Source organism: Lederbergia citri, from assembly GCF_018343625.1.
Taxonomy (GTDB): domain Bacteria; phylum Bacillota; class Bacilli; order Bacillales; family Bacillaceae_C; genus Lederbergia; species Lederbergia citri.
In genome coordinates, this window is the sequence record NZ_JAGYPG010000003.1 from 313,514 (window position 1) to 329,570 (window position 16,057).

6 protein-coding genes are annotated in these 16,057 nt (G+C 37.1%); 4 read left to right on the forward strand and 2 right to left on the reverse strand.

What is annotated here, in order from left to right; all coding sequences use genetic code 11:
- Positions 1–64: 64 nt before the first annotated feature.
- On the reverse strand, positions 65–754 hold the full coding sequence (locus KHA97_RS17745) for a DUF421 domain-containing protein (RefSeq protein ID WP_213126102.1): 690 nt from the start codon (positions 752–754) through the stop codon (positions 65–67).
- A 404-nt stretch (positions 755–1,158) separates the two neighbouring features.
- Here KHA97_RS17745 and KHA97_RS17750 point away from each other — a divergent pair, with 404 nt between their 5' ends.
- The 3 genes from KHA97_RS17750 (at position 1,159) to KHA97_RS17760 (ending at position 11,147) form a co-directional block, all read left to right on the forward strand.
- On the forward strand, positions 1,159–3,939 hold the full coding sequence (locus tag KHA97_RS17750) for an FIMAH domain-containing protein (protein ID WP_213126103.1): 2,781 nt from the start codon (positions 1,159–1,161) through the stop codon (positions 3,937–3,939).
- An 88-nt stretch (positions 3,940–4,027) separates the two neighbouring features.
- Positions 4,028–6,787, forward strand: a complete 2,760-nt coding sequence (locus KHA97_RS17755) for an FIMAH domain-containing protein (RefSeq protein WP_213126104.1) — start codon at positions 4,028–4,030, stop codon at positions 6,785–6,787.
- Positions 6,788–6,935: 148 nt separating this feature from the next.
- Positions 6,936–11,147 (forward strand): NPCBM/NEW2 domain-containing protein, encoded by a 4,212-nt coding sequence (locus KHA97_RS17760; protein WP_213126105.1) that lies wholly within the window; start codon positions 6,936–6,938, stop codon positions 11,145–11,147.
- A gap of 72 nt (positions 11,148–11,219) precedes the next feature.
- Here the strand turns inward: KHA97_RS17760 and KHA97_RS17765 are convergent, their stop codons facing one another.
- Positions 11,220–12,698 carry a response regulator transcription factor gene (locus tag KHA97_RS17765; RefSeq protein ID WP_213126106.1) on the reverse strand — a complete coding sequence of 493 codons (1,479 nt, stop codon included), beginning with the start codon at positions 12,696–12,698 and terminating at the stop codon, positions 11,220–11,222.
- A gap of 1,052 nt (positions 12,699–13,750) precedes the next feature.
- On the opposite strand from KHA97_RS17765, the gene KHA97_RS17770 reads away from it, so the two are divergent.
- The gene (locus KHA97_RS17770; protein WP_213126107.1) at positions 13,751–15,958 is read left to right on the forward strand and encodes an FIMAH domain-containing protein; all 2,208 of its coding nucleotides are present in this window, start codon (positions 13,751–13,753) and stop codon (positions 15,956–15,958) included.
- The last annotated feature ends 99 nt before the right edge of the window (positions 15,959–16,057 follow it).

The following is a 16,057-nucleotide window of genomic DNA, read 5'->3' on the forward strand; positions in this document are numbered from 1 at the left end:
CACAACATATTCCTAAACTGAAGGAATACTTCGAATGAATAAAAGATAAGTAAACATAATGATATCAACCATTACAATCCTTATATGTTTTAATATAAAAGCTATTTGTAGGAGACCATTCAGCTACAAATATTTCGGTTATAATAGGATACCCTTCTTTTTGAAGTGCATCTTTGAGCCATTTAGACGACTTGCCTGCGTACTGCAGGTTTTCTTTTTTTATCTTGCCTTCGTCGACTAGTAAAATGGAAGGAGCTTCGTCAGCAACTTCAATATTTAGAGTTTCAGCGGCAGGGGGCTCAGTTTTAGAATGTTTCTTAATACTGATAGTTCCTCCGGGTTCTAAATATAAATCCCGAACTTCACTTAAAGAAAATACACCTTGTTCACGCAGCATGGATCTAAGCTGTTCCATCTCAATATGATTTTTCTTCATCACCTTCATATCTAAATTGCCATCCTGAACGATAATGGATGGTTCTCCCTTAAGAATTTTTCTGATTGGCCTACTTTTTACTGCGAGAATTTCAACGATATAAATGAGTATCCCCCAAACAGTAACGCCAAAAAGCATTTGAAATACGGAAATTTTTTCATCATACAAACTTTCTTCCAGTAGAGCCCCTAAAATTAAGGCATATACAAAGTCAAAGGGAGTAAATTGTCCCATTTCCTTTTTTCCAAGAAGTCTGGTTACTATAAGTAAAGCCAGTAGACCAAGCACAAGTTTTACTACCGTGTCTAAATAGAGCATCCGCATTCCTCCTTGTGCTTTGTATACCCGATTATCGGTAAATTAAGTAATGATAGACTCATTGACTTTGTTGCGCTTAATGATGGGTGATTGGTAACATATCACTTTTTATTAAAAACACGTTACGAAAGTAACGGAACCTTATTCTTAGGGATAGAAAATAGCGCTTTTATTGTAGAAATGAATCATATTTTATCTTCATTCATTATGTTAAACTCTTAAACGATGGATTCAGAATACTTTGAAAAAAGGCAGTCATTTTTATTTTATAGAACTCTAATCTTATCTGGAAAGGAGTCGATCTAATGTAAAAGAATTTTTTTGAAGTTTATTTCAAAATTTTACTATCATTTATTCGTCCTTATCTTATGGTAAAGAAAAAGCAATATAAGGAGGAACTCTATATGGGAAAGACGAAAAAAATTTCTAAATTTATAATGATGGCAATCATAACTGTTTTATTCGTTATGCTTTTTTCTGTAAAAGCGTTAAACAAACCTGTACAAGCAAGAGAGAGCCAATTCACAAACAAGGGATCAGGCCCGCTATATTATAATACTTACGATTGGCAGGACTCACATAATAGCTTTTTTCCAGAAAGTAGAATGAAGCCAACAATAGATTGGCTTGCAGAAAACTATTTGCCGTTTGGCTTTGAGTATTTCACTTATGATGGTTGGATCAATGGTGGGACAAGGCATACAGAACATGGTTATGTTACAACGCATAATGATTCATGGGAACATGATATTGGTTACTGGGCTGATTATGCTCATTCTAAAGGTCTTAAGTTTGGTGTGTACTATGCTCCGTTCTGGCTGCTTAAATCCATTGCAGATGGACCTACACTTTATGCAGAAGGAACTGATTATACACTAAAAAGTATAACGAGTAGTAATACATTTGAGGATTGGTATCTTATTGATCCAGATAAACCAGGAGCAGAAAATTATATTAAAGGATTCATAAACTATTTAAAAGGACAGGGTGTTGATTCGATCAAAGTCGATTTCCTGCATCATTATGAGAATAGAATGGGAACTAAGAAGCTAGAAACGGTCTTAAAATGGATGAATGAAGCATGCGGAGACGACATGTTTTTAAGTTTTTCAGCCCCAAATAACAAAAATCATGCCAATATTGAAAGAAAATATGGGGATATGATTAGAATTAGCCAGGATATTTACAGAGGAGGATGGGGGCCTTTTAGCAGTAATAAAAGGGGAATCAGGAAAACGAGTAATGGGCTAGCTGCGTGGCCGGAATGGGATAACTCCTTCGATGCCTTAATTGATTATTCGGACCTGTCCGGAAAAGGTACTGTGATACTTGACCCTGACTTTGTAAATGCAAGTTCTTTTAATACCGATACTGAAGCCATGACAGCCGTTTCATTATATGTAATGGCGGGAGCGGGAGTTGGGATAACGGATAGCTACGAAAATATAGGTAGAAGAGCGTTTGTTTTCCAGAACAGTGAACTTTATGATCTAAACAGGAAAGGGTTTGTAGGTAAACCGTTAACTAGGGATGTAAATAACCCATTAAGCCAAATTTGGAAAGGTCAGCTGACTGACGGTACTTGGGTCGTAGGCCTATTTAATAGAGAAGAAACCGCTCAAAATAGAACGATAGATTTCTTTGATGATTTGGGAATAGATGGCGATTTTCTTGTAAGTGACATATGGTCTCATACAACTATTGGCACAATGTCCTCATATAGTGAGGATATTGAACCACATGGAGTCAGACTTTTAAAAATATCAAAATTAACAATGGAGCCATATGGTGGATTTGTAACGAAACCGCAGGAAGTCAGAATGAGTTCTATCGATCCGAATGCAGAAATTCATTATACACTTGACGGAAGTGAACCGGATGAAGATTCCCCTAGGTATACAAAGCCTATTCTTGTAGATTCGCCGACTATTGTTCGTGCAAAAATCATTCAAGGGGACGGAAAAGGGTATGAAGCAAAAGGAATATTTGTTGAAGAGCCTAAAAAAGACCCAGTAGTAGAAATTGCGGAAGGAATTAAAACTATTACTGCACCGGTCAAAGATGCTGAATCACTAGTCCTACCTAAAGCGCATTCAGGATATACGGTTAGAATCAAAAGTACGGATCATTCAGATGTTATCCAAGAGGATGGTGTTATTTTCCCTCCAGAGAAAGATACAATCGTGAAACTCGTATTGGAAGTTATGAGGGATTCAGACCGATTCAAGGCAGACACCGATCCAATTTCGGTATTAGTACCAGCAGGAAGCGAAGGCAATTATAAGGTAACATATGATTCAAAATCTGTAACACTAAGCGGAAATGCGAAATTAAGTAATTGTAGTGCATGTACGACCGGCCAAAAGATTGGAAATCTTGGAAACGGGCCGAATAACTTTGCAACATTTAACAATGTATATGCACCAGGTGATGGTACGTATACGATGAGTATCGATTATTTGACTGGTGATCCAAGAAGTTTATTTGTGAGTGTGAACGGAGAAGAGGGGAAGGAGTTGCTTTTAACTGGACCTAGCTTTAGTACAGTTCGAAGCACAACGATGACTGTACAATTAAAAGAAGGAACGAATTCTGTGAAACTTTATAACGACAGTGGCTGGGCTCCAGACGTGTCCAAAATTGTGATTAGGTCTATAAGTGCACATACAATCGCATCCAAAATTCAATCAATTACAGCCCCGGAAAAAGATGTTACAAGCGTAACGATGCCAACGGTTCCTAGTGGATTTGCTGCAAAAATTAAGAGTTCTGATCGTCCAGATATTATTAATACGGATGGAACGATATATCCTACAAACAGGGATATCATAGTAAATCTCATTATAGAAGTGACGAGGATTTATGATGGGCAAGTAGCGGATACAGAAGCCATTCAAGTGGTTGTACCGGCAAGGACAATTACTATCCAATCGGTACGAGAGACGATAGATTCCTATATTTTGTCAGGAGATGTGACTGTTCCTCTTGTAAATCAACTAAACGTCCGTCTAGATCAAGCTGAAAAACATATAAACAATGGTAAAAAAGATCAAGCTGTTAAGAAGATGAGCGATTTCTTGAAGGATTTAGATAATGAGCCTATGCAACGTTATATTTCCGAGGAGGCAAAAATCAGGTTGAAGTCAGATGCACAAGCATTGATTGTGGAATGGACTACTTATTAATGCATTTAATGAAGTCTGTTGATTGTTTTTGGTAACAATTAATAGACTTCATAATGATAACGGTTAAAACACAAAAGGAGGTCATATTATGAAAACGCTTAAAGGTTATTGTAAGCTTGGGCTCTTCTCAGTCCTTTCCTTTATCCTAATGTTGCTTGCCAACAACATTTTCCCAGATTCAAAGGTTCATGCATCAGATATTGAGTATGCCAAAAGAGGTACTGGTACGATGGGATGGCATGCGACACAGTATGGGGGCAGTTTTACCGAGGAAAGAATGAAGGCGAATGTTGATTGGATGGCGGAAAACTTCAAGGACTTTGGTTACGAATATATTGGTATTGATGGTTGGATCAATGATGCAACAAATCATAATGAAAATGGTTACATTGTAAGTTATAAAAAATGGAAAAATGATTATGCCTATTGGGCAGATTATGTACACTCTAAAGGATTGAAATTAGGAGTTTACTATAATCCTTCCTGGGTGTTGAAATCTATTGCCAATGACGAGTCTATTAAAGTTGTAGGTACCGATTACACCATCAAAAGCCTTGTTCATCCCGATGATCCTAGTAAAAGCTTTCAGGATTGGTATATGATCGACCCCAATAAGCCAGGTGCTGAGGAATATGTTAAAGGAATGGTTGAATTCTACAAAAGCATCGGGGCAGATTTGCTTAAGGTTGATTTCATAAGACTTTTCGATGATGCATACGGTGCTGAGGCTACGGAGACCTTTTATCGTTGGATGAGAGAGGCAGCCGGCGATGACATTATCTTGTATTATGCCAACCAAAAAAATCGTAATCATGCAGAAGCTGAAAACAAATATGCAGACTTAATTAGGGCTAGTGAGGATTTCAGACAAGATATATGGTATCACACGAGTGTCCGGAATAGAGGTCAAGTAAGGGATAACAGTTGGCCACCAGCCTACAATCTTTTTGATGGATTGGTATGGTTGTCAGATATAAGCGGAACAGGAAAAGTAGCTCTTGACGGTGATTACAGCGTTCTTAGTACAAGTGCAAGTGATGCCGAAAAGAAATCCAGAATAAGCTTACTTGCAATGGCTGGAAGCAGCATTAATATTGGTGATAATTATCAAAATATCGGTTTAAATGATGTGTATTATAAAAATTGGGAAATAGTTGATATGAACAAGCAGGGGTTTATAGGAAAACCGCTAGTTAGAGATGTCAAAGATCCATTAAGCCAGATTTGGAAGGGTCAACTTCCTGACGGTACATGGATAGTAGGCTTATTTAATAGAGAAGAAACTCCACAAGAAAGAGCGATTGATTTCTCAAATGATTTAGGACTAAGCGGTGAATATTTGGTGAGTGACATGTGGTCACATTCAATTATTGGTACAAAATCTTCATACAGTGAAATGATTGAGCCGCATGGAGTAAGACTATTAAAAATATCCAAACTTTCGATGGAACCTTATGGTGGATTTTTAACAGGACCGCAAACAGTAAAATTGCAGTCAATAGATCCTGAGGCAAAAATCCACTACACAATGGATGGTACTGAACCAGATGCTAACTCACCGCAGTATACAGGACAAATTTTAATCGATAAACCTACTACTCTTCGCGCTAAGATCTTTCAAAGTGACGGACAAAGCTATGAGGCGTCAGCAATGTTTGTTGAAAATAAGCCACATCCATTGGCAGAAATAGTAGCTGGAATCACATCGGTACCTAAACAAGAAAAAGACGCGGTTTCCTTAACAATGCCAGCTGTGCCGGATGGATTCGCAATTGCGATTAAGAGCTCTGATCGACCGGACGTTATTCAGAGGAGCGGTGCAATTCATCCGCCTATCGTCGATACGACTGTTAATCTAGTATTTGAAATTAGGAGACTATCTGATGGTCTTAGCGCTGATACCAACAGAATAGCAGTAGATATTCCAGCGGGAAGCCCAGGCAATGTAAGAAACACTTACGACGCTACTTTAGCGAAATTGAATGGTTCAGCAAGATTAGTAAGCTGTGCACGATGCTCTGGGGGGCAGAAGATCGGAAATATTGGGAATACACCTAATAATTATGCGTTCTTCGATGTGACTGTTCCCGCAGAAGGTGCATACAAATTGCAACTAGAATATTTAACAGGCAATGAAAGATCATTTTTTGTAGGTGTAAATGGGGAAGAAGGAAGTCCCATCACATTGAATGGCCCTGATTTTAATACTCCATTAATGGCAGATATGACAGTGATACTTCAAGAGGGATCAAATGTAATAAAAATCTATAATAACACCGCCTATGGTCCGGATTTAGCTAGTATTTCCTTACACTTTATCCATCCGTCATCAATTGCAGCTGACATTATATCGGTTCCGACAATAGAAAAAGGTACTACTTCCTTAACTATGCCGGCTGTCCCACTAGGATTTACAGTTGCAATCAAGAGTTCCGATCATCCGGATATCATCAAAACGGACGGTACAATAAATCATCCGAAGAAAGATACAATCGTAAATCTTATCTTGGAAGTTACGAGAACTTATGATGGGGAAAAGGCGGATACAGAAGCCATTTCAGTTCTAGTTCCTGCCGGTGACATTACCATCCAATCCATGCGAGATACACTCGAAACCTATATACAATCTGGAGATTTAAAAGGCCCGCTTATTAAACAATTGCAAAATAGATTGAATCAGGCTGAAGAGTATTTGGACAAAGGCAATCAGGAACAGGCTGCTAAGAAAATGGAGGATTTCTTAAAACATCTGGATAACGAGCCGATGCAGCATTTTGTATCAGAGGAAGCAAAAGCCACTTTGAAGTCAGATGCTGAGACATTGATTGCTTTGTGGTTAAATCTTTAACAGCTTAGAGTGAAAAGGTTTGAAATAGGTAGAAAGAAATTTTCAAGGTGACCCAATATTCTTAGTTTTTGGGTCACCATTTTGTATGTAGCAACCCTCAAAAATTATCTTAGCACATTACCAAAATAGCAATTAGGGAGGAAATGAAATGTTTAATAAAAAGCTTATAAAAAGCATTAATAAAATTTTTATAGTACTAATAACCTTAATGCTCATGGTAAGTGGACTTGAAGTTTTGCCATCTGTTATCCATGCGGATGATGGAGAGGAAGCTATTTATTTGAGTGACCTTAATTGGGTTTCGGCAAAGAGCGGATGGAAAACAGTCCAAAAGGATAAAAATGTTGACGGGCAGCCTATTAAAATGAATGGAACCATTTATACCAAAGGACTAGGGACCCATGCGAACTCGGAGATTATTTATCATTTGGATGGGCAGTACTCCATTTTCAAATCGACAATTGGACCGGATGATAAACATATTAATAACCCTGCCAAAGCAACTTCTATCATCTTTCAAGTTTATGGTGATGGTGAGAAGCTTTATGATAGTGGAGTCATGAGAATGTATCCGGATTCATTACAACAAAATATAGAAATAGATATTTCTGGGATAAATGAACTTAAATTAATTGTAGATGATGCTGGTGAACCGATAGAGAATCCGAATCATAGCGATTGGGCGAACTGGGCGGATGCAAGAGTGTTAAAAGTAAAAGATCCTTCAACTATGCTTAGTGAAATCAAGATAGATGATGAGGCATTACCTGGTTTTGTAAAAGAAAAGATGATCTACGATGTTGAAGTTGAAGAAAATACTCCAGTACCGACAGTTACCGCAAGCGTTTATGATGCAAATGCGACGTTATCCATTCAACAAGCTTCTACTGTGCCGGGGACTGCAATAATTACTGTTAAAAACAATTCAAATACATCTGTGTACAAGATCAATTTTATACCAAGAGGTATTGTCTATTTAAGCGACTTGAATTGGACATCGGCTATAAGTGGCTATCAAACAGTTCAGAAAGACAAAAACGTCAATAATGGTCCAATAAATGTTTTAGGAAAAGTATATTCCAAAGGTCTTGGTACTCATGCTAATTCAGTAATTAAGTATGATCTTGATGGTAAGTATACAAGATTTAAAGCAGATGTCGGTATTGACTTCGCTAAACAGGAATCTAATGCTACTGTTGAATTCATAGTTAAGGCAGATGGTATAGTACGTTTCACTAGTGGGGTAATATCCACTGATTTCCCTTATGATCAACCAGTAGATATCAGTGTAGAAGGAGTTAAGTCGCTTGAGCTTATCGTTACAGATGCCGGGGACGGTAATACTAATGATTGGGCAAACTGGGCTGACGCAAGATTGGTCATAGGCGAACCAACAGGTACTTTACTAAACCAAATTTATTTGGACAACGAGCCGCTCTCTAACTTCTCCAAGGGTAAATTGGAATATGATGTTGTACTACCGGCAGGAACTACAAAACCACCACTTGTAACGGTCGAAAAAGAAGATGAAGAGGCAATTTTTGATATTTCAGAGCCCGCTAAATTGCCTGGAACAACTACGATTAAGGTTACTAAAGGAACGAATACGACATCTTACCGAATTCATTTCACTTTGAAGGATAATGGACTTGATTACATTCATTTATCAGCAGATAAAATTGAAATTAATCCCTTGCTAAACCCTGATGAAGTAAGCCAGCTGTTTGTTGAGGCTGTAAATGGAGATGGAAGCACCGTTAATTTAAAAGATCCCGGGGTAGAAGTGAAATATTCCATTGAGTCACTTTACAAGAGCAGTGAATCCGAGGTTGCTACCGTTAATAAAAACGGAGTAGTTCGTCCAGATAAGGACGAATCAGGACATTGGGTTGGCGGCGTTGCAAAAGTAAAGGTTACAGTAACCATTGACGGCAAAACAAAGGAAGACACGATTAATATCATTGTTCGACCTTTCTATATCGATTATAGTAAAACGCTTGTGATGAAATATTTCTTAGCAAGAAACGGAAATGTTGAGTTGAATCTTGAAGAAGCGTTGGAAGCCACGAAAAAAATCGATAACTTGACAAGAGGTATTCCTAAAGTTGTTTATTTGGTTGGTTGGCAGTTTGAGGGACATGACTCTAAGTACCCTTCTTGGGATGAAGTAAATAAAGGATTAAAAAGAGCGCAAGACGAAACCGCTGAGGATAGTTTAATTTGGTTAATGGAAGAAGCAAAAAAATACAATACAACGATTAGCCTTCATATGAATATGACGACCGCTTTTCCAGATAGCCCGCTTTGGGATGAATATGTTGCAGCAGACTTGATTGGTAAAGTTGGGAAGAAGTCTGCGGGAGTTTATAATGGCGTAGAAGTAAAAGAAGGTGACTATTCGATTTATGGGGGCAGTCATGCCATCTCTTACTATAGAGATTGGAATTCAGGCTTGCTCCAGCAAAGAATTCAGCGACTCATAAATATGCTGCCACCTTTAAAAGACGGACAAACGATTCACACAGACGCCTTTCATCTTGTTATTCCTAGTTCAACTAATCCGACCCGTAGAAACCTCAATATAAGTGAATGGCATCAGGAGAGGGAAGGATATACGAACGAAGATGAAGTAAAAACGATGAGAAAAATTTTTCAATATTGGCGAGATCAAGGGTTCGATCTAACATCCGAGTTTGTAGACAGTTATAGAGACGGAGAAACGTTTGTCGGCCTCCAACCAATGGCATGGCATTTTAGAGGGGCAGGGGCTCAAAAAAATTGGCTGCTTAACGTTCCCGCAAGTTTATATGCAGGCGGTGACGGACCCAATGCACTTTATGGAATGTCAATGCTAGGTGAAGGAAGAGTAAAAAGAAACAATTTAGCGAATTTGAATGGTTTCTTACAAGATTTTGCTCTTAATACATTACCATGGTATTACCTTAATAGATTACAGCGATTATCAGATGATGGTATGGTTGTACAATTTTCAGATGATGTAAGAAGCTATATGGATGGGGATAAGGTAACTATTAAGCAAGGTGACAAACTGCTCCGAATCGGTGGAGATGTATTTATTCCCGTACTATGGAGAGAGACTAATAAAGAAATAATGGCCTATAGTCAAAACGGCTATACGAATAAAGTATGGGAGTTTCCAAGCGAGTGGTCAAACGTAACGAACGTGGATATATATCGACTTTCGGTAACTGGACTTGTTAAGGAACAATTGAATGTACCTATTATTAATGGGAAAATAACATTGTCACTGGCAAATAATGCAGGAGTTTCGATTGTTCCTGCTGGTACTGACATAAATACTGTATCAGGAATAGTGTTGGATAAGGAACATCTTACTTTGCAAAAAGGTGAAGAAAAGAATCTAATTGCAACCGTGCAGCCTGAACAAGCGGAGAACAAAGATGTGATTTGGACATCACTTGATCCAAATGTTGCTAAGGTGGATGAAAATGGAAGAATAACTGGCAATGCTTACGGAACGACAATTATTACAGTTTCGACAAAGGACGGTAAATACAGCAGAGACTGTATCGTATATGTCGCGCCTAAACAAGTGAAAGCACCAATATCCAATTTACCATCTAAAGTCTATGACGAAACCAAGATAGTTACGTTGGAATCAGATACTCCTGGCGCTTCTATATATTATACGGTTGGCGGTGCAGAGCCTAACGATAAAAGCCAATTATATACTGGACCTATTAGGCTGGCAAAAGGAGTAAATGTCATTCGTGCAATTGCGGTGAAGGACGGAATGAGAAATAGCAATGTAACCGCTTATGCTTATAACATTACCGAAGATAATGATCCGACTGCTGCCCAAATAGCAGAGGTAATTAAATCGCTTGTTGCTCCCAAAAAGGGTGAAAAAGACTTAACTTTACCTTCATTACCGGAAGGATTTACGATATCTATTAAGAGTTCGGATCGTCCAGATATCGTTAATATCGACGGTTCAATACATGCTCCAACTAGAGACACCATCGTTAATCTAATCTTAGAAGTTACGAGAATGTATGATGGAGAAAAGGCGGATACAGGAGTCATTCCAGTGGTAGTTCCTGCTAGTGACGTTACCATCCAATCAATCCGAGATACAATCAATACGTATATACAATCTGGAGATTTATCGGGACCGCTTATAAAACAATTGCAAAATAGATTGGATCAGGCTGAAGAGTATTTGGACAAGGGCAATCAGGAAAAGGCTGTTAAGAAAATGCAGGATTTCTTAAAACATCTGGATAACGAACCAATGCAGCGTTTTATAAAAGAGGAAGCTAAAGAATACCTAAAGTCTGACACTGAAACATTAATTGCATTGTGGATAAATCTATAATCATCTAGTTAATGTTCAAAAAAATCCCCTTTCTGCAAGGGGATTTTTTATTTTATTTGAAATGTAAAATGATTAGCCAATATTAATATGATTCGATTTCTTATGATATTCGGATGGATAGCAGCCAGTTAGTTCAGTAAATACCCTTGTAAAATGTCTTGTACTATAATAACCTACATTTTTTGCGACTTGCTGCACCTTTATATGAGGATCTGTCAAGAGTTCTTTTGCTTTTGAGATTCTAATTTTAGTTAAGTACTTCGTAAAGGTAATGCCTGTTTTTCTGTGGAATAAAGTGCTTAAATAATTCGGGGTAACATGAAGTTCACGGGCAAGTTGTCCAATTCCAATGTCTTTCATAAAATTTTTATTAACATGGTTGATTACCTCATCGACAATCCATTGGCTTCGATCCTCTTCCTTATGGTTTAAACTCAGTAACTTTTCTCCGGAGGTCTTCAGATAGCTTAATAAATTTTCTGGTGTATTATCATTATAAAGTTTATATGGAAATACAGAATTGAGATAATTAGTAAGATGATCACTAATTTCCTTAAAATCTACTTTGGAAAGCAATATTTCTATTTCATCAAGTGCTTTTATGTAATTTAGAGTTGATTTTTGATTAGAGTATTTAGATAGATTGATAAGGGATGTACTTATTTGATACAACTCTTCGATTTGTTTCAAATCTCTTAATTCTGATAAACACCATTTTCTCCGTATGCCTGCAACTACACGAAGTGAGGCCAATTCGCCCATTTCCCTAAATAATCTTTTCATATCCTCCAATTTGGATGGCAATGCTGAAATCATTGTGAGATAGAAATTATCAACACTATTAAATAATATGAGTTTCTCAACTATTTGCATGAACATACTGATGGTATTTTCTGCATGTTGATTAGCCTTCAAATCCCAAGCGGTCACTAGGGCTAACGCATTATCGGAAAGGGAAAAAAATGAAAATCTTGTATCAGATGTCTGCATACCCTCTATTATCCTTTCAAGACTACTACAGAATGCAATTATTCTTTCTTTTTTCTCATTGCCAGCTAGGTGACTATCAATAACTATTACAGAATTCAAATATATCTTATCGCAGATGATATCCTTAGGATAGCTTAGACCACAAAAATATGAAACAAGACTGTAATCAAATTCTCTATTAATATTAGTAAGAAGTTGTTTGTAATCATTTATGGCTTTTTTTATAGAATTATTTAGATCTTCAGGAGAGACTGGCTTTAGTAAAAGGCTCGACGCCTTAAGTTCAATTGCTTTACGAGCACTATTAAAATCGAAGAATCTAGATAAAAAAATCCACTGTGTGAAGGGAGATACCATCCTACCATTTTCAAGCACTTTAAGCCAGTTTAAATCAAGCATATCTATATTTATAAAAGCTAAACTGGGCTGTATTTTTTTTATTTTTTCTATAATGTTATCTCCATTTTTAACTTCGTCTATCAATTTTATTGAGTATTGTTGAAGCATGTTCTTTAGGCTTATACTAATAAGTTCTTCATCATCTACTATCAGAATTTTCATAACGGCACTTCCTTTTCAGGAATTTTCCTCTTTTACTTACAATACATTTTCATGAATGGTTGAGTGCTTAATTTGAATAATTTGTATTTAGGTATTCTATCATCTATAAGAATCTATTTTGATTCAGTCTAGAAAGCGTATACATTACGGGGTTTAATGAAATTTTCTATAGAATTTTGGAGATAGATTGAGAGAGGAAATAAGTATTCATTTTCTAGTAAATTTTGATAAATTATACGGAAAAAAGAATTAAAAAGACAGAAATGACTATCGTGATGCGGTGAAGTGAATACATTATTACAATCCTTTGTAAATAAAATAATATGATTATTGAAAAAATTTGTCAATTTTCTATAATCGCGAGTGATATTACACCAGAAATATTGTCTAGCCAAATGAAAAGGGAAGTAGTCTAAATTCGAAGAAGGGAAAAAATCTCTCATTTTTCAAATTAGTTCATGGAAGGACTGTTTGTTAAAAGCTGAAGCGGTAAAAAAGTTCGCAGGATATGAAATCGAGTATAACGGATAATCTGCCTTATAAAGCCAGTAGACCGACTTTTCAAAAAGTCGATTTTATAGAATTTAGAAAGCTTCTTTCGTCAAAATGATATGAACTATACATTCTCTTTAATTACCCAAGTGAATGGTAAGTCGGAGGAGTTTTTTCTAAAAGATCTCGAAAAAAATCTTCATTATTCAACATATTATTAGCACAGGATTCAACGAACTTTTACAAATAACCGATTAAATATACTTATACTTTGTTCCTATTTTCTTATTTTTTTTGAAGATATATACAATAAATTAGCGTAATTTAGCTCTCATACCCATTTTCATTGTTGTAACAATGTCAATCGATTTGTATTTACAAATAAAAAAGTTTCTATTATAAATGTTGTAACTACTATCATCAATATTTTTAAGAAGGAGGGATATATTTATAACGAAAAGGATGGTAGCGCTTTCAAAAAACATCCTTGAATCAGCATAAATCTTTGAGAAAAAAATTAGATTGCTAGGCCTTATACTTTTGAAAGGGGCACTGGATGTATGACAAATACTAGATTGATAGGTGAAAAATCAAAGCGGGTTCTTATTGTTGTTATAACTTTTCTTTTAATTTTACCATCAATATTCACTTCTCAGGATGAAGTGGGCTTTGCTGCTGCTGCAACTCCTGATGAGACGGTAACGGACATGATAAAAGCGCTTGATGTGAAGTCACTAGATGATCGTGAAGCAGTCGTACTTGCAAGGCGTTTTTATGCTAGGCTAAGCGCTGCACAAAAAGCTTTGGTTACTAATGTACAATCCCTAGAAAAAGCAGAAGCGCAAATAATAAAGCTTTGGATTGATAGTGCTGAAGTTGAAACACTTGTTGATGAGGGGCTAGTGTATGTCCTTAAAGAAGAATACGATGCATTGAAGCCTTCACAAAAAGCGTTGGTAACGAACGTGGACAAGCTTGATCAACTTGATGCAAAGCATGAAGGCTTAATGAAAATAAAAGATCAAAATTTTGCAAAAGCAAAGGAAGTTCAATCTATTATTGAGCAAATGCAGGTCTTAAGTTATTCCGATAAGTCTGCTGCTGCAAATGCCAGAGCTGCATACGATTCCTTAACAGGTGATCAAAAAGCGATGGTTACTAATTATCATCTACTGAAAGAAGCGGAGAATAAGATTTCTACATGGGAAGGTGGTCCGCCAGTTCATAAAGCTCCGGAAAATATTGTTTATGCTGGTACACGATCATCCGATTATGGTGTTAATGGACAATGGCTAGGAACTGAGGATTGGCAACACATTACAGATCAGATGGATGGTTACTTTCCTGGAGCTGAGCCTACTTATGTGTGGATCATTGGTAGATTGAATACAAGTGTAGGAGCAGGCGGAGTCAGGCTTGAATTTGAACAGCCAAACGACGGAGTGGACTATGCATCGCAAAATATTAGCTTCGGCCCACCAACAAAAGCGGGACATCTAACACACGAAGAATATCTAGACTATTTTGATAAGCATGGAATTAAAGTTTTCTTGCAGGTAGAATCAGGCTTTGCTGACATGAAAACATTAATGGATCTCATTTTTGATAAGTATGGGCACCATGAAAGTGTTGTTGGGTTTGGTGTCGATGTTGAATGGTATTATGGTATTTCCGAAGATGCTGGAATTCCAGTTACCGATGCGCGTGCCCAAGACTGGGATGAACATTTGAAATCAATCAATCCATCATATCGTATGTTTTTAAAACACTATAACCACCGTTGGTTGCCGCCTACTTATCGCAGTGATATTTTGTTTTGTGATGATAGTCAGAGCATTGGCAGCATCGATGGAGAAGTCGAAGGAATGTATGAGGATTCAATGGGCTTCATTCCTGAATTTAAGGCGTGGGCGGATTATTTCTATCCAAACGAAGTTCTTTATCAAATTGGATACCGACCGGATGCAATGTGGTACTATCCTTTAGAAAAGCCGGTAATCAAGGATCTTGGTGAGAGGTTGGCTGAGGTAACGAGACAAAATTTAGGAATAGCATGGGTCGATTTTACAATCAAAGATCCTCTAACTTTTCCAGCGCTGTTTAAAGCTGATACTGAGGTTGTAAGTGCAGTTAATACATTGGTAGGTTATTTAAGAAGTTCAGGAAACAACATGGTAGGAAGACGTTTTGCGGCAGGTGAGGCCACTTTAACAGATGCTCTATATGTTGCAGAAATTCGAAAGGTGGTTAATTCATTAACTGAAGCTCAACGTAATGCACTGAACCAAAGTTACCTTGAAAATTTAATTAATCTTGAACCAAAGGCAGTGGACATTCGCATAAACAATATAGATATAGCCAATTTAAAAATAAAAGATAAAGCAAAAGTAGCTGATATTAGGGCAACATATACAGCACTTTCAGCGAATCAAAAAGCACAGGTGACTCAGCTAAGTCATCTTGAATCTGCGGAAAAGGCATTGGCTGCAATAAAAGAAGATGGCAGTAGCAAAGCATTGGCGGATTTAGATGCTCTCTTGAAACATTTTGATTCTACAGGTGATATTAATGGTCCATCAGTGAGTCAACTTTCTAGTCGCCTAGATCAAGTAGATCATCACCTAAAAGCAGGACGTATTAAGCAAGCTGTTCAGCAATTGGATCAATTCGAAAGTCATTTGAATCAGCCGCCGCAAAGCAAAAATGTATCGATGAAAGCAAAGAGTTCGTTGAATCAGATGTTAAATTACCTTTATGAAAAGCTTTAAATGATTTATTAAATGGACTGTTCCTGAAGGAGCAGTCCTTTTTATGTGGATGCTGTTACACAAAAACAGCGAACCATTAAAAATTTATTTGCGGGTGTA